Source organism: Catenibacillus scindens (assembly GCF_014202115.1).
GTDB classification, from domain to species: Bacteria; Bacillota; Clostridia; order Lachnospirales; family Lachnospiraceae; genus Catenibacillus; species Catenibacillus scindens.
The window spans coordinates 1-23,285 of record NZ_JACHFW010000018.1 but is presented as its reverse complement, the minus strand read 5'-3'; the positions used below and the strand labels follow the sequence as shown (position 1 = coordinate 23,285).

Here is a 23,285-nt window from a genome sequence, read left to right as displayed (position 1 = left end):
ACTATTGGATATTCCAAAGATCGCATCATCAAAAAATCTATTGTCCGGACGAGTTATCTCCGCTCCTGTACCGGAGAATGTCCATATATTTTTTTATACAGTTTAGAGAAATATGAAAAGTTACTGTAGCCGACCTTTACAGCAATCAAGCTTACCGGAAGCCGGGTTGTAGATAAAAGATTTCTGGCAACATTCATCTTTTCAAGAATAATATAATCATTAAGTGTCACACCCTTCTCTCTTTTAAATATTCTTGAAAGATAGTCAATGTTCAGATGAACATGATTTGCCAGATCACTTCGTTTTATGTCCTGACTGATATGCTCATGGACATACCGGGTCACCTCCTGTACAGGATCCTCGCTGGTTCCCGGCGGAATACTCCTGCGCATAATATAATTTTGGATCATCTCTGCCATCCACAAAAGATCATCCACATTTTTATAGGCATTAATATAGCGTTCAAACATCCCATTTGTTTCAAATACAGAGAAAATTGAATCATTATACTGATTCAGGTATTTATACAGAAGTTGGATCAGATCCGTATGAAGCTGCATACATATTCTGAGAAACTTACGCCGATCATCACCGTTTTTTTTCTCTAAGAACAAAGCCACATTTTCCTTCAGTTTTCCCGCCCATTCCGTATTATAATATTGTAGCCATCGATTCTCAGTAACATCCGGACACAACAGAAGATCTGCTTCATTATTCGGAACATCTTCAAGAATCTCCCGGCTCAGCGCTGCTATTTTTATAAGATCATCACAGTATCGATAAATAATCCGAGTATCCAGTCGGCATATTCCACGCAATGTCTCAATAACCATCTGAATCTGCCTTCCAAATAATTCCACAGGTGCCGTGTAATTACTGTCAATGCCATCACAAAAAAACCAGTATTCTCTGATATTTTTCTGAAACAGGAGCAAACGCTGCTGCAACGGTGCCATAAGTTCAGAAATGACATTATTTAAAGTAAACTCCATTAATTGTAAATCCCACTTTTCCTCAACATCTTCCTCATTCCGAATTTTCAGATAGCAGAGATATCCCTGGGTGTCCCGTGAGAAGCGCTTCAGCTCTACCAGTTTTTCCACTGCCCGGACATTTTTCTGCGCATCCAGACATTCCTCCAAAAGCATCTTCTCAATCCAGACATCTTCACTGATAATCTTTCCATACTCTGAAAGTTTTCTCCGACTTCTATCTTTTTTAAGTTTTTCCATTGCATCTCGGATCACTTCCTGTATTTCACTGTACGGGCAGGGAAGCAGTACATATCTGAATCCTCCGAAATGCAGCGCCCTTTGCGCATATTCAAAATCCGCATGTGATGACATAAAAATACATTCCATGTCAAGTTCCTTCTCCCGGATCCACTCTACCAAATCCAGGCCGCTTTCACCGGGCATTTCAATATCTGTCAGCAAAATATCAATTTTCAGATTATTAATCAGCACTCTAGCCTCATAAACATTATGGGCTTTATAAATACCAAGAATACCAAGACTGTCCCAATCTACACCTTTAATGATCCCGTTGACTACGCTGATAAGATCATCTACAATCAGTATATTCATATTGATCCCCTTCCTTAACTATTATCCCGTACAAAAATATCTGCATGGGCGCCATCAATATTGGAAAAACCAAACAATACGCGCTCCCGTCCATAGTACAGAATAAATCGCTGTATAACATTATAAATGCCTATATGATGTTCATCAGAATTGGGATTTTCAACTCCACATAAGTTCAGTTTTTCCAGAACATCTTCAGGAAATCCAGGACCATTATCAGAAACTGTAAGATTCATAAAGCTACCCTCTTCCGAAACAATCCGACTGATATAAATGCTAATAACCAGATTATGATTGGATTTACCGCCATATTTCACAGAATTTTCCACTAAAGATAAAATCGATATTGCCGGGATCAGATATCCCTTTAGAGCCGGATCGATCTCAACTGTCAGCCTTGGAGGATAAGCCAGGCTGATCTGCTGGAGCTGTATATAATTATCCACATACTGAAGTTCTTCTTCCATTGTAACAGCTATTGAAGGACTTTTAAGCATATATCTTAAATGTCTGGACAAATACACCACCGCATTTTTGCTATCTTCATACCTTTCCTCCTCCAACAGCCCATAAATACTTTTTAAACAGTTAACATAAAAATGCGGACGTATCTGAGTTTGATAATAATCCAACTGAGTTCTCTGCAAATCCAGTGCTTTTTCATAAGATTCTATTTTTAAGACTTTAATTTCTGTAATCATCGCATTAAAGGTTTGATTCATTATCCGGAATTCTGCTTCCGTATAATCTTCATCAGCCCTTGTTTCCATTTTCCCATTACGGATTTCCTCCATTGTTTCTACAAGACGGTCAATGGGCTTATAAAAAACTCTTCGAAGAGTGAAAAAACTTACAGGAATAAGAATAATGGCAACCTCTATAGAGAAAATAATTATGCTTCTCTGAACAATTGATAAATTCCCCATAATCCCGTGATAGGGCATGATGTATGCAGCGCGCATATGAGCAAAATCCACATTTTGTTCGATAACCAGATATTTACGCATATCTCCGGTAAAATAATAGTTATCCTTGCCAAGCAGCTTAATCCCGTCATCCTGGACATCCTGTGCATTATTAAATATCTGATCGCCATTGAAAAAAACAATTTTTTCTTCCGACATCCCACTTTCACTCTGCGGCACATGTATTGAGGTCACATCAATCAAGTATACGCCATAGGTACCATTAAATCCCTTAATCATATAAAGAAAGGACTCGTCCCCCAGACTAATCGGCTGCCACAGATTTTCAAATATTGAACCATTCTGCTTCAGATAAAAAGAAAAATAGGATCTGAGTTTCTCATTCATTGTATAATTAGACTTCTGTGAGGCATAACATTCTCTGAAAATCTGATATCTGTTATTAATAATATAACATCCATATAAAATACGATTATCTTCCAATAACGAATGAAAATAGTTGATAATTTCCAGTGAATGAATGTGAGCATCCAAATAACGCGTATCTGTTGAAAGCATCTTAAAATAAACATCAGAGGCTACATAATTCAACAATCCATTATTTATACGTTCCAGGTCATCTTGTAAAATATCACAATAGGAAGTCAAGGCATTCTTATTTGATTTAGAAATACTTTGATTAAAATAGTTTATAAAATAGAAATTATAGACAATAATAATTATGATAAGTGGAATCTGAGTCAACAACAGTACAGTAAAAACCCGTGTCTTAATTGATTTTCTGCGCTTCATTTCCATCGTCCCCCTCCACTTTCAGCATCCTATCTCCATACCCCCAATTTTTTAAACAATTCTTTTTTATTCTAAACGATTGTCAAGGTCACGTCAATAAACTCTCTGTATATTTATAGGCCATTTGTAATCGTCAGGGTCGCCCCTTCATGGTTTTTTCTGGTATCATATAATCTCAATATCATCATCGTGCAGCATAAAAAAGGCCATTGCAAAGATCAGCCCTGCATACCATTCCGGTATATCATTTTCCAACGCCATCTCCTTTGAAGCAGACATCATATGACGAATCTCACCTGCTTTTCTGCCATTTAAGAGAATCTCAAATGTCCGATTCCGCTTCTGACAGACAGAAAGCCGCCTGCAGCCGGCTATGACTTCTGTTTCCTCTGCCATTGCCGGTCGCCAATAGGCTTCCTTTTTTCCTTTGGCATCTGACGAATACCGGACTATGCAGTGAATTGTTTTTATTTTTTTCCCAATAATCCGGAACTCTCCTTCGCCATGTACAACCCAATATTCCTCATCCTGATCCGGGCAGATAACCGCCAATTTATTCTCTGAAGACAGCTTTTTCCCGACGATGCAGATCAGTTTATTGGCTTCATCATAAATTTTATACTTATTAATCTCGTATTTTATATTGAACCTCATTTGACCCAACCTCCGATCAAAGATACCAGTGTATTGGCTGCTCCTGCCAGAAGCATAACCCATATAGGATTCATATGGCACTTTCTGAGCAATACGATGCAGCCGGCAAAAATAACAGCCATAAGCCAGTTTGTATTCGCCGGAACAATTCCCGAATTGCTTCCCCAGAAAGCTGTGATCATTACAGAGACCCCGGCTGATGCTATCATTGCTACAACTGCCGGCCTGAGGGAATTCAAGACACCCTGGAGCAGTTCCATCTTCCGGTATTTGAGATACAGCCCGGCGATCAGCATAACAATAATGCAGGAAGGCAGGATACAGCCTGCTGTGGCCACTGCCGCTCCCGGGAGCCCGGCGATCTTGATTCCTACAAAAGTGGCGGAATTGACAGCAATCGGTCCCGGCGTCATTTGAGATATTGTGATCAGATCCGTAAATTCTCTCATACTGAGCCAGCCATGTTCTGTAACAACCTGCCCCTGGATCAGCGGCATTGCCGCATACCCGCCTCCGAAACTGAACAGTCCGATCTGAAGAAAACTCCAGAATAACTCCAGATAGATCATCTCCGTCCCCCCTTTTGCTTCTTCACAAGGGTTCTCACCCCGCCAAACACGCCGCAGACAAGGACAATGTAAATCACATTGACGCCCAGAATACATGCTGCCACAAACGAAAGAACCATGATCACGATAGCGATTCGGTTCTTACCATGTATAATTTCTCCCGCCATCTCATAGACAACAGCCGCGATCACCGCTCCAACACCGGCCTGCATGCCTTCCAGCATCCTGCTTATGATCACATTACTGCGAAAAGCGCTGTAGCAGACGGATATGACCGAGATAATATAACTTCTCGGAATCTCAATAAATGAGATTCCAACCGAAACTTGACAACTAAATATCGTGCAGGAAAAGAAATTTACGAGAAATGGACATAAACATTGGACATAGCGGGTACTATGTCTTGAAAAATCTTATGAATTCGCTTAAGATATCATTATTAGGCGGCTAATCCTAATAATGATTCTTGAAATGCCTCAACAGATGGCATTTCCCAGGCATCAAGATGTTGGAGCATCATGATGCCGTAGAGGCGGCAGTACCACATCTTCGTAGAGCGGTGCCTGCCGTCTTCTAATTTATAGTCCTCTTTCTCACGCTTGTTGGAGCGTTCCACGGAAGTTCTTCCGTCATATTCCTTTTCCCATGCTTTAGAGTCCCTTGGCGGTATGTTAAATAACCTTGGATTGTCATCGGTAAAGATATGTACGGTCCTTCCATATTTCGCCGGTGAACAGGGATGTTCACAAAAGCAGCCACGTTTTCGGTTTGCTTTTGGGCATCGGTATTTGGCCCGATGCTTGGCAGCCTCATATCCATCTTTATGCATACGTAAGCCCATCTTACAGATTGGGACGCCATCCTCATCAATGGTGAAATCGTCCTTATAAGTGAAATGTCCGGTATGTCCGGGATTGAGGTCGATAAAGGGCGTGATATTTTCTCGTCTGCAGTATTCATAAACAGCATAAGCATCGTGGGCGGAATCCAGAAGAAGTTTTTCAATACGGAACTGCGGAAGGTATGCTTTCATGGTGAAAAAAGAGTGTAGAAAAGAAAGCATGTCATGCCGGGAAGCCCGTTCCAAAAGCGGGAATACAGGGAGATCGCTGTAGGAATCGGAGGCCACATACATGTAGAGGTGGTAACCAAAAAAGTAGCAATCCCGATGGGAATCCCATCCCCAGTTGCAGTCCGGCTGAGAATAACGGCGTTTGCAGTGACAGGAAGAACCGCCATTTTCCTTGCAGTCACAGATCCGTTTTTTTCGCTGCTGTGCAGCGGTGCGGACAGGAGTGCCGTCACCGGCAAGGGCCAGATGCTCGGGGTCAATCAATCCTTTCTGAATAGAACGATCCAGGAACTGCTGATGATAAAGGCGAAAGATGAGAAAAAAGGGATTCTCCGGTTTCAATTTCCAGCGTTCCAGCAAAGGAAGAAGTTTGGAAGCGATACTGGAAGAATCACAGGGCGTTTTATCCCCCTTCTTTTTCCCCTTGGGTGGTTTCATTTTAGGGAAACGATCTTTCGGGGAAAGATTGTCAGAGTCATCCTGCCAGATGCGGGAAAAGAAATCATAAAAAGTCCCGACACCGGGAGTATCCCCGAAAGGGAATCCGCTGAGGATGGCATAAAGAGGAGTTTCCCTGAGCATGCGGCACCAGACCGTGATGGAAGTTACCTTCAGCTTCAAAGCAAGCAGATAGGAGCGCAGCATGCAGAAAGGAAGTCGGGGTTCAGGACCAAAAACAAAGTAGCACTCCTGCATAATGGAATCTGTCAGGGAAAGATCCAGATACCAGAACTGCACGATATAGTCCCAGGTGCTTTTGGAAAGCACAAAGGGATCCGGATAAAACTTAAGGAAATCGGATACGAAAGTATCCTGATAGGCGGCATGACCGCCAGGATTAGTAGGTAACAAAGAAATCGCCTCCAGTCGATTGAAATAAAATATAATCAATCGGCTTCGCCGCAAATTTTGAGCGATTTGTCAAGCGATTTTTGCAAAAAAGTGGGTGATTTTTTTGAAATAGGGGTCAGAAAGCCTTATAAAATCAGGGCTGAAGATTCCGAGAAGTTATACCGGTGTAATGGAGGAATCAACTTCCAGAACTTTGGCAAATAATTCCTCAAAATCATCAGCAGTCTTTAAGGTATCCGGATCAATTCCTGTCTGCTCCAGGATGTCTGTGCGGCAGACAAATGCCAGCGGAGTCGCCTTATCTCCGTAGGATGTCACCGAAAAGATTCTGCCGTCAACCATTGTCCCCTCAAGCCAGTTCTCAGGAACGACTTCCAGAAGATCGGAAGCGTATTCTTGTAAAAGATCAGTAATATCCATTAACTGATTCTGGCTGGTCATCGAGTTAAAGTGAGCGGAATCACCAGGCAGAGTTACCATCAGATCCAGCTTTTCATTGCCGGCGATCATCAGGTTTAACTGCTGAACATAACTGCCCATCTCAATAATGTTCAAATTCACTTCTGTGTTAATCTTTTCCCGTGTAATTTCATTAATAGCTTCTTCCACCATATCTACATCTGTAGGTATGGTATTTAACGTCCAAAACATTACTTCAATCTGAGCAATATCTTCAAGATCCTCAGAGCCGGTGTCGGACGCTTCCGCGCTTTCTCCCGCCGTATCAGATGCGCTGTCCGATGCCCCTGTGGTTGAAGTTGTGGACGTTGAAGAACTGCTGTTGCCTCCGCCGCAGGCGGCTGCCGCGAAAGCCATTGCCGATGCCATCAAAATTGCGAAAATTCGTTTTGTTCTCATTGCCTACCTCCATTTTACATATGTAAGTTTTTCCCGTGTCAGCGAGCCAGACAGACGCTTGATCACATCCTTTTGACAGGCACCACAAGAAAAATATCTCCCGCAGCTTTGCTGAATGAACGATCTCCATACGCTATCCCCCCTGCCACGGGATATTGGATTGTTGGCAACAACATACACATAAATCTCATGTTTGTCAATCTTTTTTCACCACTTTGAACAGCACTTATGCAAATGTCTAATTTTCACAAAACCATTATTGCACATATAAAAGAGCAAAAAGAAAAAAATTCGCAGCTATTTAGACAAAATCTAAAAAGCTGCGAATCCACTTTTATATTTTATAAGTTTCCTGACAAATGGGCATGAGACACAAATTGCTCCGCACTTTGTGCTTCCACAATCCTAAAACACCTCAAATTTCAACCCATACGGCGTTATTCTTGCTGCTCTCGACACACGCATGGATAAACTTCACTCCCGCAATTCCATCGTCCACTGTCGGGAAGTCCAGATCCCCTTCTGCCGGTTCCTCTCCGTTCACTTTCTTTAAGATCGTGCTGATATAGCACTTATAGATGTTGGCAAAGGCTTCGTACAGCCCTTCCGGATGGCCCGATGGCAGGCGGTTCATCTCTTTGGAACGCTCGCTCACATATCCCATGCCTCTGTTATAGATCTGGGTCGGCTGTCCCTTTAATGTCACACTCAGCACGTTGGGGTTCTCCTGTACCCACTCAATCGCTCCCTCGGTTCCGAAGATCCGCACTACAAGGCCGTTCATATGACCTACACACACCTGGGAGGACGAGTATACTCCATGGGCTCCATTGTCAAACTCTACAAGGATGTTGGCGTTTAAATCCAGCGGCTGGCCGTAGTTGTCCAGCACCGCCGCCACTTTCTTCAGTTTCAGCCCGGTAATGTAGGACACTGTATGTTCGATATGGGTTCCAATATCTCCCACACAGTTGGAGATCCCCGCAACCTTCGGGTCTTTTCTCCAGGAGGACAGCTTCACCATCTTCTGGTCCCCTTTGCCGATATCATCCACAAGGTATTCCTGAAGGTATTCTGCGTTCACGTTGATCACGTCCCCGATCACGCCCTGTTTTACCAGCTCTCTGGCTTCTTTCACCATGTTGTTGCCGGAATACGAATAGTTTACCGCAAAGTACAGCCCTTTTTCCTCGGCCAGCGCCTTTAACTCCTCAGCTTCCCCAACCTCAAAGCTTAACGGCTTTTCGCAAAGTACGTTGATGCCGTGGTTTAAGAACTCCTTCGCTACCTGGTAGTGGAGGAAGTTCGGCGTTACGATGGACACGAAGTCGATACCGTCTTCTCTCTCGCTCTCCTTCTGGGCCATCTCTTTATAATCTGCGTAGATCCGATCCTCATCCAGGCGGTAGAACTGGCCGCACTCTTTGTTGGCCGCCATATCCGGGTTAAAGCAGCCCGCCACTAACTGGGCTCTTCCGTCAAAGTTCACCGCAATCCGGTGTACCCCGCCGATGAACGCGTTTAAGTCTCCGCCGACCATTCCGTATCTTAATGTCTTTCTCATGGTTTTCTTTTCCCCCTTTTTTTTAATTCCCGCTGTTGGAGATCGCGCTGTCAAACTTCACATCCGATGGCGCAAAATCAACTTTCTTCACAAACGCGCAGGCTTCTTTCGCCCCGTACTCTCTCTCCATTCCCGAATCTTCCCACTCTACAGACAGCGGGCCCTGGTAATCGTAGGCGTTCAGCACACGGATGATGTCCTCGAAGTTTACATCCCCATGGCCAAGGGAACGGAAGTTCCAGCCCCTTCTCAGATCGCCGAAATCAATATGGGAGCCTAACAGGCCGCTGCGGCCGTCTAAGGTCACCGCCGCGTCTTTCATATGGACGTGGTATACACGGTCGATGAAGTCCTGTAAGAACAGTTCCGGTTTCATCCCCTGCCAGATCAGGTGGCTCGGATCAAAGTTTAACCCAAACTCCGGACGGTCTTTGAATTTCTCAAGGAGACGTTTCGTGGAGTAGTAGTCAAAGGCGATCTCTCCCGGATGGACTTCCAGGGCGAACTTGATGCCGTTTTCTTTGAACACGTCAAGGATCGGCGCCCACAGGTCATAGATCTCCTGGTAACCGGCCTCGATCATCTCTTCTGTGGTCTGGGGGAAGCTGTAAAGGTATTTCCAGATCGGTGATCCGGTAAAACCTGTCACCACATAGCAGCCCATCTTCTTTGCCGCGATGGCGCAGTATTTCATCGTCTCGATGGCCCAGGCCCGGATCGCGTCCGGCTGGTCGGCAAGGCTTGGCGGCGCGAAGTTATTCAGTCTCGGATCGTTATAGTCTCCCACACATTGTCCGATAATGTGAGAGCATAACGCCACGCACTGAAGGTCATATTTTGCCAGAAGCGCTTTGACTTCCGCCACATAAGCGTCATCCTCCGCTGCACGTTTCGGATCCAGGTGGTTGCCCCAGCATGCCAGCTCGATACCGTCATAGCCCATGGCTTTCGCTTTGCTAAAAAGTTCTTCCATCTCCATGTCCGCCCACTGGCAGGACATTAATGTTACTAATCTGCCCATATGTATATTACCTCCTTCAAACTCTCTCAAATATAAGGTGAGCCGCGCCAATGGCTGCGTCCAGGGCGCCGCCTTCACTGAATTTGAGATACATTACAGGTTCTTTATACAGATCCATCTCCGCCAGCATTTTTGTCAGCCGGCGCTCATATTTTTTCAAATAAGGTACCATCTCTCCGCCCAGAGTGATATCAATATCAAAGATCACTTTAAGATTGCGGATCGCTCTCACAAGGTATTTCAGATAGTCCTCCCACAACTCGCGGCATACCGGATCCTGCCGCTCCAGCGCTTCAAAAAATCCCGGCAGATCCAGACCGCTCTTGTCCCGCAAAACCTCGCTGGAACAGCAGGTCTGAAGGCAGCCTCTCTGCCCGCAGTAGCACGCATCCCCGTCATCCCGGATGATCATATGTCCAAACTCTCCGGTGCGTTCTGATAGCCCCCAGAAAGTCCCATCCGCCACCACCGCGCCGCCCACAAGACGGTCAAGCTGGAGATAAACAGTACGACGGCGCTGTCCCGGCTCTCCGATCTGGGAGTATGCCGCAGCTTTCATATTCTCAAAAAAGAATACCGGACATGGAAAAAGCTTTTTGATTTCGTCCATACGGATGCCCTCAAAAAGTTCTACCGGAATTATATCATCCCAGTTATTTCCGGGAGGAATGATCCCCTGAATGCATATTCCAATGCCCTTAAAGCAGCCATCCTCCTCGTATTCAACTTCGAGAAACTCATCAACCAGCTTTCTCAGATCCGCCCAGTAAGCTTCCGTATTTTCATAGGCTATTTTGAAACTTTCTGATTTAAAAATCTTCTGATTCCAGTTGGCAAGTACCATACGGATATGGTGTCTGGAAAGAGCAATGCCTAATGATATCCTGGCATCGGCCACAGGCTGGTACAAAATGGGCTTTCTCCCTCCTGTGGAGTCTGAGGCTTTGCCAGCTTCGACAAGGCCTTCCTCCACCAACTCTTTAATGAGAGAAGTTACCGTTGCAAGACTTAAATTGAGTTTCAGCGAAATATCCTTTTTGGTAAGCATGCCATTTTCCCGAATGACCTGGAGAATGTGATCTCGATTAGCGTTGCGGACCTCCATATTACTCATTCCAGTTACCATACTTTTTACTCCTCTAAATAAATTTTACGCAGATCTTTCCCTGCACAAATCGTGCGCATCCCCCGGAGGGTTTATAGTATATAACGATTCAGCCATGCCGCCAAATCTTTCGCAGACTACGCCGCGAGAGCAATTGGGACACCGCTGAATCATCATAAAATCTTTTAAGCACTTTTTAATAAGCTTTATTATAAATCATTTAAAGGAATTTCACAAGGGTGCAATTTTTTTAGTCTACCTGCCACAAAGCAAGACCTTCAGCCATCGGCGCCGGACGCTGGCAAGTCGTTGTCATTTCAACTGTCACGCCTTCTTTGGCTGCTTTATCAAAGGCTGCGAGAATTTCTACCACATGTCTGGAAAGCTCTCCGCTTAAACGGCTCTCTCTGCCCTCAATAAGAGACTGAGCGATATCGGAAACGCCAAGGCCGCGCATATTGCAGCGTGGATCTTCGTCAGCAGGATACGCCAGAGGCGCTTCCTCTCTGCACTCCGGCGTCTTTGTAACCATTGTCACTAATCTGGCAAATGCCGGGCCTTCTACGGCTTTAACAATATCAGTCAGCTTGTTTCCGTCAAAATAGTTCACTGTGCCGCCGAAAAGGTTGGGGTCGGGAACAGTAAGCATACCGGTTGTACCGTAAATTTCCATACATGGAAGCTGTGAATCCCATACATCAAAGCTCATGTTGACATTTCCGATAACGCCGTTTTCAAATTCCATAAGACCAGCGTAATGGGTAGGCACTTCCACTTTCATCGGCGTTCCGTGGATATCTCTCTCCGCTCTGGAAATCTTAGCCATGCAGGACACTCTTTTCACAGGTCCGAGTAAAGAAACAAGCGCTGTAATATAGTACGGTCCCATATCCCACATTGGGCCGCCGCCCTGTTTATAATAGAACTCAGGGGCGTCATGCCACAGTTCATGTCCCGGACAAACCAGGTTTGCTGTAAATCCAACAGGACGCCCGATCTTTCCTTCATCAATCATCTTGCGGCAAGTCTGGACGCCAGCGCCAAGGAATGTGTCCGGAGCGCTGCATGCAATCAGGCCCTTTTCTTTTGCAAGTTTTACAGTAGCTTCAGCATCTTCAAGATTTAATGCCAGCGGTTTTTCGCAATAAACATTCTTTCCGGCATTTAATGCTTTCATATTAATCTCATAGTGAGCGGCAGGGATGGTCAGATTGACAACCAACTCCACTTCCGGATTCGCCAGAAGCTCATCTACAGTGCAGGCTTTTGGGAGATTAAATTTTTCTTTGGCAGCCTCAGCTTTCTCTAAAAACATATCCGCGCAGGCAATCACCTTAACATTATGATAGTGCTGTGTAATATTTGTCAGATAAACATCACTGATGGTTCCGCATCCAATAATTCCAATGCCAATATAGTCTTTCTTTGCCATTTTCATTCACCTTTCATTTTGTTTATGCATTTTGTATGTATTGGGGAACGGCGCCTGTTCCCCTTTCGGTAATTTAACCATACACCATAATCTCTTTCATGTCAATCTTTTTCACAAAGCTTTTGTAAAATGTTTTCAAAAAAGTATTGACATTAGATGATAAAAGTCTTATCCTTAAACTACACAAAAGTTGTCCGGTCCAAAAGCCAGACATAATCATTAAGCAACGAAAGTGAATGAGGAGGTTTTTTTATGCATTACTGCGTGAGTACTGAGATGATTGATTTACATAATCAGGCTCCCAACCGTAATCAGAGAGAGTGTAAATTCTACTGGGATGAAGCTTATACACTGATCTGCGGAGCAGGGTTTACAGACATGGAGATTCCATACGAACCCAAGTGGGATTTCGGCGGCCGTTCCGGTATCCCCAGAACGCTGCGTTCCATTAATATTAAGTTCCAGAGTGTTGAAAATTATATGAAAGTTCTTAAAGAGGCAGGCATCAACGGTATTTCCAGCGTTCATCTTGATCCGTCTATGTTCTGTTCCGGCGTTATGGAGATGTATTTCGGGGCAATGGAACATTTTGCTTCCGAAGCCATTGACTTCTGCGCCCAGGCCGGTTCCAAAGTATTCTGTCTGACAGTAACACCGCCTCAGGCCACTGTTAAAGCTCTCTATCAGGGGGATGATATGGATAGTTTTATCGCTGCATTCCTTGAGAAAAACGGCGAAGTCATCGCCCGTCTGGCTAAAAAAGCTGCAGACAGCAACATTAAGCTCTGTCTTAAAAATGAATTCTGGAGCCTTCTTCGCGGCAGCGCCATTGCGGATTATGTAAAATCACTGAAGAGCGAAGCTCCGGTTTACATTGATGTTGATACAGCCAATCTTCAGATTGCCGGTGTCAATCCCGCTCAGTTTATTAAAGACAACGCTTCCCTTATAGGAGCTGTGCATTTCTCAGATACCGCCTTCGTAGATGACGGGGATATTTATGCTACCCCATCCCCGGAATTTCCTTTAAATAAGGCCACACAGATCTTTAAGGATCTTGGTCAGGGCGATGTAGACTTCCCGGAAATCTACAAAGCATTACAGGCATGCGGTTATGACGGAGTTGTTGTCATCAACGCTAAACAGACCAGAGACTTCTCACGTGGACTTTTAAGAGCCGGATACTATATGAAACACTGCCTGGGCATTTCCATGTCCGATGCACAATAATTGACGGAGGTGAACAAGATGTCCAATATTAAGCTTTCCCATATGAATCACTGGAAAACCATTCCTTACAAGCAGATCGACAATTTCCGTGATTTCTATTATGAAGATAAAAGTAACATTGCCTACTACTCTGACTGGGACCGTATCCTGCGCTATCACAAAGCTACAGGTTATGACGGTATCGAAATCGCTCCCTGGGATGTGGCCGACATTTTGAAGTTATTTGGAACTCCAAAAGACTTTACAGATTTTGTCAAAGATCACGGCCTTGAGATCAGCGGTATGTTCCACGGCGCCGATGATTCCTACAGAGCGGACAAATACGATGAGGTCCTGGCTGCCGGAAAAGCGGCGGTTGACCTTTGCGCCGAACTTGGCGGCAAACATTTAAATACATGTCCCTGCAACAACTACTATGGTGTTGGCCCTCTGGACGATGAAGCGCTGAAAAACGCAGCACGGGTAATCTCCGACATCGGTGAGTACGCCGTTTCCAAAGGCATTCAGATTGGTTTACATAATGAATTCTTCTGTGCAGTCAACAAAGAGAACCACCATAAGTTCATCGAGATGACTGATCCACGGTATGTGTTCTACTGCCTGGACACCGCTCAGATTGCTATTATGGGAGACGATCTTCTGAAATTCTATGAAACCTACCATGACCGCATCTGCACTTTCCATCTGAAAGACACCGCCTCCATCGCTGTTCCTGACAGCATCCGCTATGATCAGGATGTGGAGATCCGCGATGATGGATGGCGCTGGTTCTGGGAACCCGGCGAGGGTGTTCTGGATCTTGAAGGTCTGTGGCAGCTTGTTAAAAAATATGGTTTCAAAGGCTGGGTATCCATTGAGGATGACGGAACGCCGGATCTCCTGGCTTCCATGGCACTGTCCAGCTACTATGTCAAAGAAGTTCTCGCAAAAATTTATCAATAACCCAAACGGCCTTTTGTTTGCCGTATATCTCCTTTTCTTTTTAAAAAACCGGGCGGTGTCCTTGCTGCCCGGTTTTTGGCGTAATACGCCCAGAGAAGTTTTGTTACCCACCGCCTATAGAGGCGGGGGCATCTCCCATCTGATACAACCATTTCCCCTGCCTAATCCCTATGGCTGAACTGCCACTGGAAATTACCCCCCGTACTTCTTTTGATACTTTTTATTTGTTGTAAAATATTAAGATCCATGATACACTATTAAAATATAAACATTTTACTGAAAAATGTGCAGATTTTGGGGTTCAAAATACCCGGATCCCCACCTATTAGAACAATATGACATAATGAACGATATTAATAAAAAAATTGTAACTATTCAGATATATGGCTAAATAGTTACTGCAAATTTACGGAAATGGAGGAACTTTATGAAAGCGGCAACAAACAGCGAAGTCCGGATGAATAACCGGCGCAGGCTGCTCAGGCTTCTTTTTACCAGCGGCGAAATGTCCAAGCAGGATATCTCCCTTAAATTAAACATGAGCCTGTCCACTGTCAACTATCTTGTCAAAGAGCTTATGGAAAACGAACTTCTTACCACAGGTACACAGCTTGGATCAACCGGCGGGAGAAAACCGGTCTGCATCAAACCGGTAAATCACGCCAGGTATTCCATCGGCGCGGAGGCGGCCTCAGATGTGGTGCGGATCGTGGGACTGGATCTGGGCGCCCATATTATTGCCAGAGAATCTTATCCTCTGGCCCAGGAAAACACAGCGGACTATTGGAGAAAACTTGGCGAACTGATCAGCGAATTTGCGAAAAAAAATAAGATTCCCAAAAATAAATTGCTGGACATCGGCGTTACTGTGGGCGTAACTATGCAGGATGACCGTGTCGCAGCCAGAAAAGAGAAAGTTCAGGAATATGTTTTTGACATGGATCTGGCCAGGGAGTCCATCGGTATGCCGGTTCACTTCCGCCATGGCACGAAAATGGCCGCTGTGGCCCAGTGCAGGCGTAATGAGTCCGCGAAAAACTTTATCTATATCTACCTGGGAGCCAAAATTAGCGGCGCTATTATCTATGACGGCAAGGTTGTTGATTTTTCCGGGATCAACGGTGAGCTTGGGTGTATGCTTACCTTAAATCCCAGTGACAGCGTGCGTGTGGACTCAATTTTCTCAAGGAAAATCCTGTGTAAAAAAGCCGGCTGCAAAAATCTGCCTGAATTTTTCACAAAAGTAAAAGAGAAGGACCCTGTGTGTACCCCTATCTGGCACACATACCTGGAGCAGCTCACCCTGTTCGCCCACGACATCTTCTGTCTTTTCGGCTGGCCCATAGTCCTGGGCGGCTCTGTCAGCCCTTATATTGGCGACGATCTGGCTTTTCTTGAAGAAAAAGTCCACGAGTATTATGCTTTCGAGGAGATCCCCGACAAGATTCTCTCCGTGTCTTCCCTGGGCGAGTATGGCTCCGCCGTCGGCGCGGCTCTTGTATCCATCAACCGCTTTTTTGATTCAGATATCTAAACAGCAGAAACTCCCATATCCATATTGGCTATGGGAGTTTCCGCTGTTATCTTAGGATTTTAGGGTAAAGCTTTGTTATATAATGTTCACCGGTAAATATACCGGATTACATCCCTTCAGTTAACTGGGCTAACTTCGTTATTGAAATATTGTCATAATAAGGCCAGGCCGCGAATCGTTTTTCTTCCTGAATATCCGGATAAGGGATGGTCACTTCGCCGCTGCAGGCCCACTCGCAGCCCCGGACTAACAGACAGTCAAACTGTGGGCGGCGTATAGTATCTGTTCCATGGCCGATAAAGGGCACAAAGACTCTGCCTTTGCCGTAAGTGTTTTTCCACATCACCGGATGGTCTTTATTAATATTTTCTAAAGAGGATATGTCCAGATTCTCGTAGTCCCTGGCAATGTGCTTCTGCATCCTGCGGAAGTCATAGTCTTCAACACCATCGTAAACGGTTGACAATACCTGGACGTTATTTCCTTCCAGCCATTTAATGTTTACAAACAGATCATCCTGGGCTGTATACCAGAAATCCGGTACATCCTCGCAGATCGGATCGCCTTTCACTGTATCCACACGGAAGGACAGTTTAGGATTTTTTCGTCCGCCGTTACTAAAGTTAAAGGCTCCGCCCATCATTTTAACAAACTCTTCGGGATAGCCCGGCTCCCCTGCAATGGCTGCGGAATGATAAATAATTATACCGCCGCCGTTCGCCACAAAGTCACACAAAGTCTTTATGGCAGTATCCCCCAGGGGAACATACGGCGCATGAATATCCGCTTTTCCGTCATAATTGAACAGAACTGCGTCATAGCCCTCCAGAGTTTCCGCCGTGGCGCCTTTAAACTCTTCGGTAATCTTTACTTTAAAGCGACCGGTAGATTCCAAAGTTCTTCTCAACATTCCATTGACTTTAGGATCATGCTCTGAAGTAACGATTCCTGTGACAAGCAAAATGTTGTAGATATCTTTACTCATGCTTTCTCCTCCTTGGGCTGCTGATCCCAGTAATGGCAAGCTACAAAGTGATTCGGCTCAACTTCGATAAAGTCCGGGCATTCTTTCCGGCATTTATCTGTAGCCAGCGGGCATCTTGCCGCAAAACGGCAGCAGTCCGGCGGGTCGATCGGAGAAGTTACCTCGCCCTTCATAACCTGGGCTTCCTTTCCTTTGTATGAAATATCCGGAATAGGAATCGCCGATAAGAGAGCCTTTGTGTAAGGATGGATCGGATTTTCAAACAAACGGTCGGAGGTTGTCTTTTCAACCATCTTTCCAAGGTAAAGTACAAGGATCTCATCACTGATATGCTTTACAACGGAAAGGTCATGGGTAATAAACATATAGGTAAATCCATGCTGGTCTTTAAGATCCATCATCAGGTTCAGGATCTGTGCCTGGATAGATACGTCCAGGGCAGATACCGGCTCGTCGCACACGATAAACTTTGGACTTAAAGCAATGGCGCGGGCAATACCGATACGCTGACGGCGGCCGCCGTCCAGCTCGTGGGGATAGGTGTTTACATATCTTTCATCAAGACCTACAATTTTCATGAGTTCAATAACTCTTTTGTCTCTTTCCTTTTTGTCTTTATATATTTTATGTATTTTTAACGGCTCCTCAATAATCTGAGAAACAGTCATTTTAGGGTCAAGAGATGAGAAGGGGTCCTGGAAGATGATCTGCATCTGTTTGCGAAGCTCCAAAAGCTTGGCGTCAGAAACATGGGTAATATCTTCCCCGTCAAAGAAAATCTGGCCGCCTGTAGAATTAATCAGTCTTAAAATAGTTCTTCCCAAGGTTGACTTACCACAACCGGATTCTCCAACGACACCAAGGGTTTTTCCCCGCTCCAGTTTGAAAGTAACATCATCCACAGCGTGGAGCATTCCTCTTGGCGTATCGAAATACTTCATCAAATTTTTGACTTCAAGCAATACTTTTTCTTCTGCCATGATTATTTATCCCCCTTACTATACAAATGACACTGAATACAGTGGGTACCATCAATGTATAATTCAGGATTGTCACCAGATTTACATTTATCCATACACTGCGGGCAGCGCGGATGGAACTTACATCCGTCAGGAAGTTCTGATGGATGAGGCGTAAGACCTTTAATCGGTTTCAGACGGTCTGTCTTTTCCGTAATATTTGGAAGAGAATCAAACAATCCTATCGTATACGGATGATGCGGCAGACTCTTGTCAAAAATATCCTCTAAAGTACCACTTTCAACAATTTCACCGCCATACATAATTGCAACTTTATCACAAAAATTAGCGACAATTCCCAAATCATGAGTAATCAGGATAACTGATGAGTTTAATTCTTTTTGAAGATTTTTCATCATCTTAATAACCTGCGCCTGGATCGTTACGTCCAGAGCGGTTGTAGGCTCATCAGCCAACAGAAGATCCGGGTTACATGCGATAGCGATAGCGATAACGATACGCTGGCGCATACCACCGGAGAACTGATGAGGGTATTCTACCTTTCTTTCAGGGGGAATACCTACCATCTTCATGATTTCATCCACTTTTTCTCCGACTTCGCCATGACTCAGCTTCGGATTGTGAATCTTAATAACGTCAGCGATCTGATCTCCAACGCGGAATACCGGATTAAGAGCGGTCATCGGATCCTGGAAAATCATAGAGATACGTTTACCACGAATCTTACGATAATCCTTTTCTTTCATACCCGTAAGCTGCTGTCCGTCAAACCAGATTTCACCGGAAGTTTTCACGCCATATTTCGGCAAAAGGCCCATAATGGAAAGAGCTGTTGTTGTTTTCCCGGCGCCGGTTTCGCCAACAAGCCCCAGTGTCTCGCCCTTACCAAGAGAGAGATTAATATGGTTTACGGCGTAAGAGTTGATCTTATCAACAGTATAGGTTACACAGTAATCTTTAATTTCAAGTAAATTTTCTCCCATAGTGAATCGTACCTCCTATGCTCTTCCTTTTAACTGTGGATCCATCGCGTCACGCAGACAGTCTCCAAGAGAGTTGATAAACAGAGCTACAATTGCCAGTACAAGACCTGGGATAATTACCATATGCTGGTTACGCAGCATATAGTTCATACCTTCGGAAAGCATAGTTCCCCATTCCGGTGTAGGCGCTTTAACACCCAGACCAACGAAACCTAAAGTAGCACCCATCATAATGTTCATGGACACCTGAGCTGTACCGTTAATGATAATAACAGACGCAAGGTTTGGAACAATATGTCTGTAAATAATATATCCTTTCTTTCCGCCAAGGGCTCTGGCAGATTCAACATAGTCCATGTTGGCTACGGTAAGGGAAACGCTTCGTACCATCTTTGTATGCATCGGAATACCTGTAAAGAACAGAGCGAATACAAGCTGAGGAATACCATTTCCCAAAGCGGAGCAAATAGCAAGTGCTAATACAAGCTGAGGAATACAACTGATAACATCGACAATACGCATGATAATGTTATCCAGCCATCCGCCTACTGTGGCACACAGACAGGCCAGAATCGTAGAAACAACGATGGATAAGCCGGCAGAAATAAGACCGATCTCCATAGCAGTACGGGCGCCATGGATAATTCTGGCTAAAATATCACGGCCAAAGTTATCTGTTCCTAAAAGATGTCCCGGTGAAAAAGGAGGCAGCAGCTTCTCCATACCATTCTGCGTAATTGCTGCGCTGTAAGGTACGAGCAGGTCGGCAAAAATTGCCAAAAATAATACAAATGCCACAACAATCAGTGAAACAACGGCTAATGGCTGCTGTTTCAGACGGGACCAAGTTTCTGCCATCTGGCCACGTTTTTTGTATTGTTTTTTTATACTTTTCTCTTTGCTCATTATTGTACTCCTCCTTCAGCCGCAGGCTTGGCAACCTTATTTTTCTTCTTCCCACTAACAAAGGTACTGCGAACTCTGGGATCAATAAATCCATATAAAATATCAATGATCAACTGAGCGCCGATGGTGAATATGGCAAGTATAATTGAGCAGGCCAGGATAACAGGCATGTCGCGGTTGTTGATACCTTCCAGTACCTTCAGACCGATGCCTGGGAATGCGAATACCTGTTCAATCATAACCGCGCCGCCGATCATAGTAGCAAATGTACCGCCGGTCAAAGTAATAATTGGAAGAAGGGCGTTTTTCAATGTGTCAATGAAAACAACCTTCCACTCTTTCTTTCCTTTTGCTCTTGAAGTTCTTACATAATCCTGACGGATACAGTCAAGCATAGCGCTTCGTACCTGACGGACATAGTTTCCAAGATAAGGCAGAAGGAATGTAAATACAGGAAGAACCCAGCTCTTCCATGTTTCCATACCATGGGACGGCAGCCATCGGAGCTTTACAGAAAATACCAGAATCAGCATAAGCCCCAGCCAGAAACCGGGGATCGCGGCTAGGAATTTCGATAGGACATTGACAATCTGGTCAAAGACTGAATATTGCTTCACGGCGCACATAACGCCCAGGGGGACACCTACAACGATCATAATCACTGTCGTGACAACGGCTAGCTGCAAACTGATAGGCACTCGGAAAAGAATTTCGTCAGCTACCGGCGCTTTTGATTTGTAAGAAGTACCAAAGTCTAACTGAACCGCGTCAACAACCCAGTTGACAAACTGTTCCGGCAATGGCTTATCCAAACCGAAACGTTCGGCCATCGCGTCATAATCTTCCTGTGTATACTCCGCCGGCATCATCATCAAAACCGGATCGGCTTCTGAAAGGTTCAGCAGGAAAAAGATCAGAGCGGCAATGGCTAAAAGTAAAAACGGAACCATTATGATTCTTTTAATGACGAATTTTAACATATTACACCCTCCTGAAAGTTGGCATAAGCTCTGAATGTTAAATATGAAAGGGGAACCGACTGCAAGGGGTCAGTCAGTTCCCCAAATCAATCAATAGGTCAGGATTCATTTATTCGCTATGAATTATTCTGCAACGTATAAGAAGGACATCTGAATCTCAGCGGATGTCTTGGAGATATAAGCGCCACGAATATTATCTGCGAAGATATATCCACGGATTACCTGAAGTCCGCCAAGAGCAAGGCACTGTTCCTGAACAATGTTTTCAAGTTCAGTCATATTTGCCTGGAACTCTTCCAGGGTAGCAGATGCTACCGCTGCGTTGTAGATCTCTACAGCTTCATTATATGCTTCTTCATCGCAGGCTTTAAGGAACATACATGGCTGTGTGCCGCCTTCGATCAGACCCATGGTAAACGGAGTCAGAGGAGACTCTGGATCATATCCGTTATGAACTGGGAAGCAGTCATATGTACCGGATTTAAGCATACCATAGCAGGTAGCGCCATCGTAGGTTTCTGTTGTAATACCTGTCAGACCAAGATTATTTAACTGAGATGTGATTGCTACGTTCATGTTTGTAAAGTCAGGGTCACCAAGAATTACAAACTGAATATCTTCAAGCGCGTAGCCCGCATCCTCTAACATCTGGATACCAAGATCCGGATCATATGTATGTTTGTCAGAGAACTCAGGTGCCTCAGGTCCTGTGAAGTAGCTGTTTCCAACCGGATACAGGCCATCATATACAAGAGCTGAAACTTCTTCCCAGTTGATCATATGGCAGAGAGCCTCACGAACAACAGGATCTCTTAAAACTTCAACCTGCTGAGCATTGAGCCAGTATGGGTTGATACGGTCTTCAATAAGAGCCAGTGTCATACCGTTATCAACGGCATTATTCATAATCTCAATATCTACGGTGTTCATACAGTCGATAGATCCATCCATCAGACCCATGAGTGCTGTATTTTCATCGGAGATGATTTCAAGCTCTACAGTCTCAATGTGTGCCTGGTGATCTGCATTCCAGTAATCCGGAACAGCTTTAAGGACATATCTTTCACCGCTGACATACTCTTCTACAGTGTATGGGCCGCAGCCAACAGCGGAACGGTTGTCTTCAGGACCATATTTAGCAAGTTCATCCTGGCATACAACACCATAAATTCTCTGGGTTGGCAGCTCATAGATGAATGTTGGGTTCGGTGCAGATAAGTGTACAACCAGTGTATGTTCGTCTACTGCTTCATAACTTTCAACAGAAGAGAACGGACGGGGCTGATATGTCTGCATAACATCCCATGTTGCAACAAAGTCGGAAGCCTCTACAGCACATCCGTCGGAGAACTTAGCGTCGTCACGGATGTGGAAAGTCCATGTAAGACCATCCTCAGATACTTCATAATCCTCTGCGATATCGCAGCGGATATCTTCGCCGTTGCCTTTATACTTAACTAAAAGGTTAGCATAAATCTGGTAGGACAAAACAGCAGCTCTGTTGTCCATCCATGGCGCATAAAGAGGAATTTCGTAGTTGGTCCAGTATGTGAAGGTTGTGCCTTCCTGGATACCTTCCGGAGCCTGCTCGCCTTCATGGCCTGTAGCGTCTGTTCCCGGCTCGTTAATAGGAATCTCGCTTAACGCGCTGACGGGAGCTGTGGAAGCACCGTTATCAGCAGTGGAATCTCCGGTGCTTTCTGCTGCCGCGCCGGTATCAGTTGTTGTACCTGAATCACCGCCGCCGCAGGCAGCCAAGCTTCCAATCATGGCGACTGCCATAACACCTGATAAAAATCTTGTTAATTTTCTTCTTTTCATACCTTTCTCCTTTACCCATGTTTTGGAATCCTAACTAAGCGGCAGAACTTTTTCATCAGTTCCTCCACTCACATTGATTGTTAGTAACATAATACCTTCGTCATCGACTTTTGTCAATACTTTTTGCAACACTTTTAATAATTATTTTTTGATAATCTGTTAATTAAATGGAATTTTTGCTTTAAGAAATGATATCAAGAACAGATTTTATTGTGGAATTTGACATTTTATGCCCAAAAAAACTCAAAGTCAAGTTTTTGGCCTTCTCAAAATTGTACAAAACGCAAAAAAATGCACAAAAACAATGCACACTCTCACATGTTTTTTTAAAAATCAGACAAAACATGTGAGAGTGTGCAAATTTCTATAGGGGCAAAAAGTATTATAAATTTATCGTTATGATATTGGGGTCAAAAGCCTGTCTATAGCACCTTGAAAAGTTCATATATTTTGTAGTAAATACAAGCCGAAATGCTTCTCTTGCTGTATAATA

20 protein-coding genes are annotated in these 23,285 nt (G+C 44.5%); 3 read left to right on the top strand and 17 right to left on the bottom strand.

The window, feature by feature from the left end:
• Nucleotides 1–53: 53 nt before the first annotated feature.
• The 11 genes from HNP82_RS15810 to HNP82_RS15760 all read right to left on the bottom strand — a co-directional run bounded on the left by HNP82_RS15810 (nt 54) and on the right by HNP82_RS15760 (nt 12,431).
• Complete coding sequence (locus HNP82_RS15810) at nt 54–1,586, bottom strand: response regulator transcription factor (RefSeq protein WP_183776280.1); 1,533 nt, start codon at nt 1,584–1,586, stop codon at nt 54–56.
• 14 nt (nt 1,587–1,600) lie between these two features.
• Nucleotides 1,601–3,310, bottom strand: a complete 1,710-nt coding sequence (locus tag HNP82_RS15805; protein WP_183776278.1) for a sensor histidine kinase — start codon at nt 3,308–3,310, stop codon at nt 1,601–1,603.
• A 159-nt stretch (nt 3,311–3,469) separates the two neighbouring features.
• A complete protein-coding gene (locus HNP82_RS15800; protein ID WP_183776277.1) occupies nt 3,470–3,958 on the bottom strand; it encodes a hypothetical protein in 489 nt (162 codons plus the stop codon).
• On the bottom strand, nt 3,955–4,527 hold the full coding sequence (locus HNP82_RS15795) for a chromate transporter (protein WP_183776276.1): 573 nt from the start codon (nt 4,525–4,527) through the stop codon (nt 3,955–3,957). The genes HNP82_RS15800 and HNP82_RS15795 overlap by 4 nt, the downstream gene beginning before the upstream one ends.
• A complete protein-coding gene (locus HNP82_RS15790) occupies nt 4,524–4,826 on the bottom strand; it encodes a chromate transporter (protein WP_330599671.1) in 303 nt (100 codons plus the stop codon). Before HNP82_RS15790 ends, HNP82_RS15795 begins: the two co-directional genes overlap by 4 nt.
• Nucleotides 4,827–4,966: 140 nt before the next feature.
• Entirely contained in the window at nt 4,967–6,451 is a 1,485-nt protein-coding gene (locus HNP82_RS15785; RefSeq protein WP_183776275.1) for a hypothetical protein, read from the bottom strand.
• Between the two features lie 156 nt (nt 6,452–6,607).
• The gene (locus HNP82_RS15780) at nt 6,608–7,309 is read right to left on the bottom strand and encodes an ABC transporter substrate-binding protein (protein ID WP_183776274.1); all 702 of its coding nucleotides are present in this window, start codon (nt 7,307–7,309) and stop codon (nt 6,608–6,610) included.
• A 415-nt stretch (nt 7,310–7,724) separates the two neighbouring features.
• Nucleotides 7,725–8,873: a Gfo/Idh/MocA family protein gene (locus HNP82_RS15775; RefSeq protein ID WP_183775578.1), complete on the bottom strand. Its 1,149-nt coding sequence runs from the start codon at nt 8,871–8,873 to the stop codon at nt 7,725–7,727.
• A gap of 22 nt (nt 8,874–8,895) precedes the next feature.
• On the bottom strand, nt 8,896–9,894 hold the full coding sequence (locus HNP82_RS15770; RefSeq protein ID WP_183775576.1) for a sugar phosphate isomerase/epimerase family protein: 999 nt from the start codon (nt 9,892–9,894) through the stop codon (nt 8,896–8,898).
• Between the two features lie 16 nt (nt 9,895–9,910).
• Nucleotides 9,911–11,020 (bottom strand): ROK family transcriptional regulator, encoded by a 1,110-nt coding sequence (locus HNP82_RS15765; protein WP_183776270.1) that lies wholly within the window; start codon nt 11,018–11,020, stop codon nt 9,911–9,913.
• 229 nt (nt 11,021–11,249) lie between these two features.
• A complete protein-coding gene (locus tag HNP82_RS15760; protein WP_183776269.1) occupies nt 11,250–12,431 on the bottom strand; it encodes a Gfo/Idh/MocA family protein in 1,182 nt (393 codons plus the stop codon).
• Nucleotides 12,432–12,683: 252 nt separating this feature from the next.
• On the opposite strand from HNP82_RS15760, the gene HNP82_RS15755 reads away from it, so the two are divergent.
• The 3 genes from HNP82_RS15755 (at nt 12,684) to HNP82_RS15745 (ending at nt 16,137) form a co-directional block, all read left to right on the top strand.
• On the top strand, nt 12,684–13,661 hold the full coding sequence (locus HNP82_RS15755) for a sugar phosphate isomerase/epimerase family protein (protein WP_183776268.1): 978 nt from the start codon (nt 12,684–12,686) through the stop codon (nt 13,659–13,661).
• An 18-nt stretch (nt 13,662–13,679) separates the two neighbouring features.
• On the top strand, nt 13,680–14,603 hold the full coding sequence (locus tag HNP82_RS15750) for a sugar phosphate isomerase/epimerase family protein (protein WP_183776267.1): 924 nt from the start codon (nt 13,680–13,682) through the stop codon (nt 14,601–14,603).
• A 427-nt stretch (nt 14,604–15,030) separates the two neighbouring features.
• Complete coding sequence (locus HNP82_RS15745; RefSeq protein ID WP_183776266.1) at nt 15,031–16,137, top strand: ROK family transcriptional regulator; 1,107 nt, start codon at nt 15,031–15,033, stop codon at nt 16,135–16,137.
• 106 nt (nt 16,138–16,243) lie between these two features.
• On the opposite strand, the gene HNP82_RS15740 is transcribed toward HNP82_RS15745, so the two are convergent.
• The 6 genes from HNP82_RS15740 to HNP82_RS15715 all read right to left on the bottom strand — a co-directional run bounded on the left by HNP82_RS15740 (nt 16,244) and on the right by HNP82_RS15715 (nt 22,792).
• Entirely contained in the window at nt 16,244–17,122 is an 879-nt protein-coding gene (locus HNP82_RS15740) for a ThuA domain-containing protein (RefSeq protein ID WP_183776265.1), read from the bottom strand.
• A complete protein-coding gene (locus HNP82_RS15735; protein WP_207720653.1) occupies nt 17,119–18,102 on the bottom strand; it encodes an ABC transporter ATP-binding protein in 984 nt (327 codons plus the stop codon). Before HNP82_RS15735 ends, HNP82_RS15740 begins: the two co-directional genes overlap by 4 nt.
• Before the next feature lie 2 nt (nt 18,103–18,104).
• Nucleotides 18,105–19,085, bottom strand: coding sequence for an ABC transporter ATP-binding protein (locus tag HNP82_RS15730; RefSeq protein ID WP_183776263.1), 981 nt, complete (start codon nt 19,083–19,085; stop codon nt 18,105–18,107).
• A 15-nt stretch (nt 19,086–19,100) separates the two neighbouring features.
• Nucleotides 19,101–19,991 (bottom strand): ABC transporter permease, encoded by an 891-nt coding sequence (locus HNP82_RS15725; protein WP_183776261.1) that lies wholly within the window; start codon nt 19,989–19,991, stop codon nt 19,101–19,103.
• A complete protein-coding gene (locus tag HNP82_RS15720) occupies nt 19,991–20,971 on the bottom strand; it encodes an ABC transporter permease (RefSeq protein ID WP_183776259.1) in 981 nt (326 codons plus the stop codon). The genes HNP82_RS15725 and HNP82_RS15720 overlap by 1 nt, the downstream gene beginning before the upstream one ends.
• A 123-nt stretch (nt 20,972–21,094) precedes the next feature.
• Complete coding sequence (locus HNP82_RS15715; RefSeq protein WP_183776257.1) at nt 21,095–22,792, bottom strand: ABC transporter substrate-binding protein; 1,698 nt, start codon at nt 22,790–22,792, stop codon at nt 21,095–21,097.
• Nucleotides 22,793–23,285: the final 493 nt, after the last annotated feature.

Coding starts and splice junctions, on each gene's coding strand:
- HNP82_RS15810 (WP_183776280.1), bottom strand. CDS start 1,586: ATGAATATACTGATTGTAGATGATCTTATCAGCGTAGTCAACGGGATC.
- HNP82_RS15805 (WP_183776278.1), bottom strand. CDS start 3,310: ATGGAAATGAAGCGCAGAAAATCAATTAAGACACGGGTTTTTACTGTA.
- HNP82_RS15800 (WP_183776277.1), bottom strand. CDS start 3,958: ATGAGGTTCAATATAAAATACGAGATTAATAAGTATAAAATTTATGAT.
- HNP82_RS15795 (WP_183776276.1), bottom strand. CDS start 4,527: ATGATCTATCTGGAGTTATTCTGGAGTTTTCTTCAGATCGGACTGTTC.
- HNP82_RS15780 (WP_183776274.1), bottom strand. CDS start 7,309: ATGAGAACAAAACGAATTTTCGCAATTTTGATGGCATCGGCAATGGCT.
- HNP82_RS15775 (WP_183775578.1), bottom strand. CDS start 8,873: ATGAGAAAGACATTAAGATACGGAATGGTCGGCGGAGACTTAAACGCG.
- HNP82_RS15770 (WP_183775576.1), bottom strand. CDS start 9,894: ATGGGCAGATTAGTAACATTAATGTCCTGCCAGTGGGCGGACATGGAG.
- HNP82_RS15765 (WP_183776270.1), bottom strand. CDS start 11,020: ATGGTAACTGGAATGAGTAATATGGAGGTCCGCAACGCTAATCGAGAT.
- HNP82_RS15760 (WP_183776269.1), bottom strand. CDS start 12,431: ATGGCAAAGAAAGACTATATTGGCATTGGAATTATTGGATGCGGAACC.
- HNP82_RS15755 (WP_183776268.1), top strand. CDS start 12,684: ATGCATTACTGCGTGAGTACTGAGATGATTGATTTACATAATCAGGCT.
- HNP82_RS15750 (WP_183776267.1), top strand. CDS start 13,680: ATGTCCAATATTAAGCTTTCCCATATGAATCACTGGAAAACCATTCCT.
- HNP82_RS15745 (WP_183776266.1), top strand. CDS start 15,031: ATGAAAGCGGCAACAAACAGCGAAGTCCGGATGAATAACCGGCGCAGG.
- HNP82_RS15740 (WP_183776265.1), bottom strand. CDS start 17,122: ATGAGTAAAGATATCTACAACATTTTGCTTGTCACAGGAATCGTTACT.
- HNP82_RS15735 (WP_207720653.1), bottom strand. CDS start 18,102: ATGGCAGAAGAAAAAGTATTGCTTGAAGTCAAAAATTTGATGAAGTAT.
- HNP82_RS15730 (WP_183776263.1), bottom strand. CDS start 19,085: ATGGGAGAAAATTTACTTGAAATTAAAGATTACTGTGTAACCTATACT.
- HNP82_RS15725 (WP_183776261.1), bottom strand. CDS start 19,991: ATGAGCAAAGAGAAAAGTATAAAAAAACAATACAAAAAACGTGGCCAG.
- HNP82_RS15720 (WP_183776259.1), bottom strand. CDS start 20,971: ATGTTAAAATTCGTCATTAAAAGAATCATAATGGTTCCGTTTTTACTT.
- HNP82_RS15715 (WP_183776257.1), bottom strand. CDS start 22,792: ATGAAAAGAAGAAAATTAACAAGATTTTTATCAGGTGTTATGGCAGTC.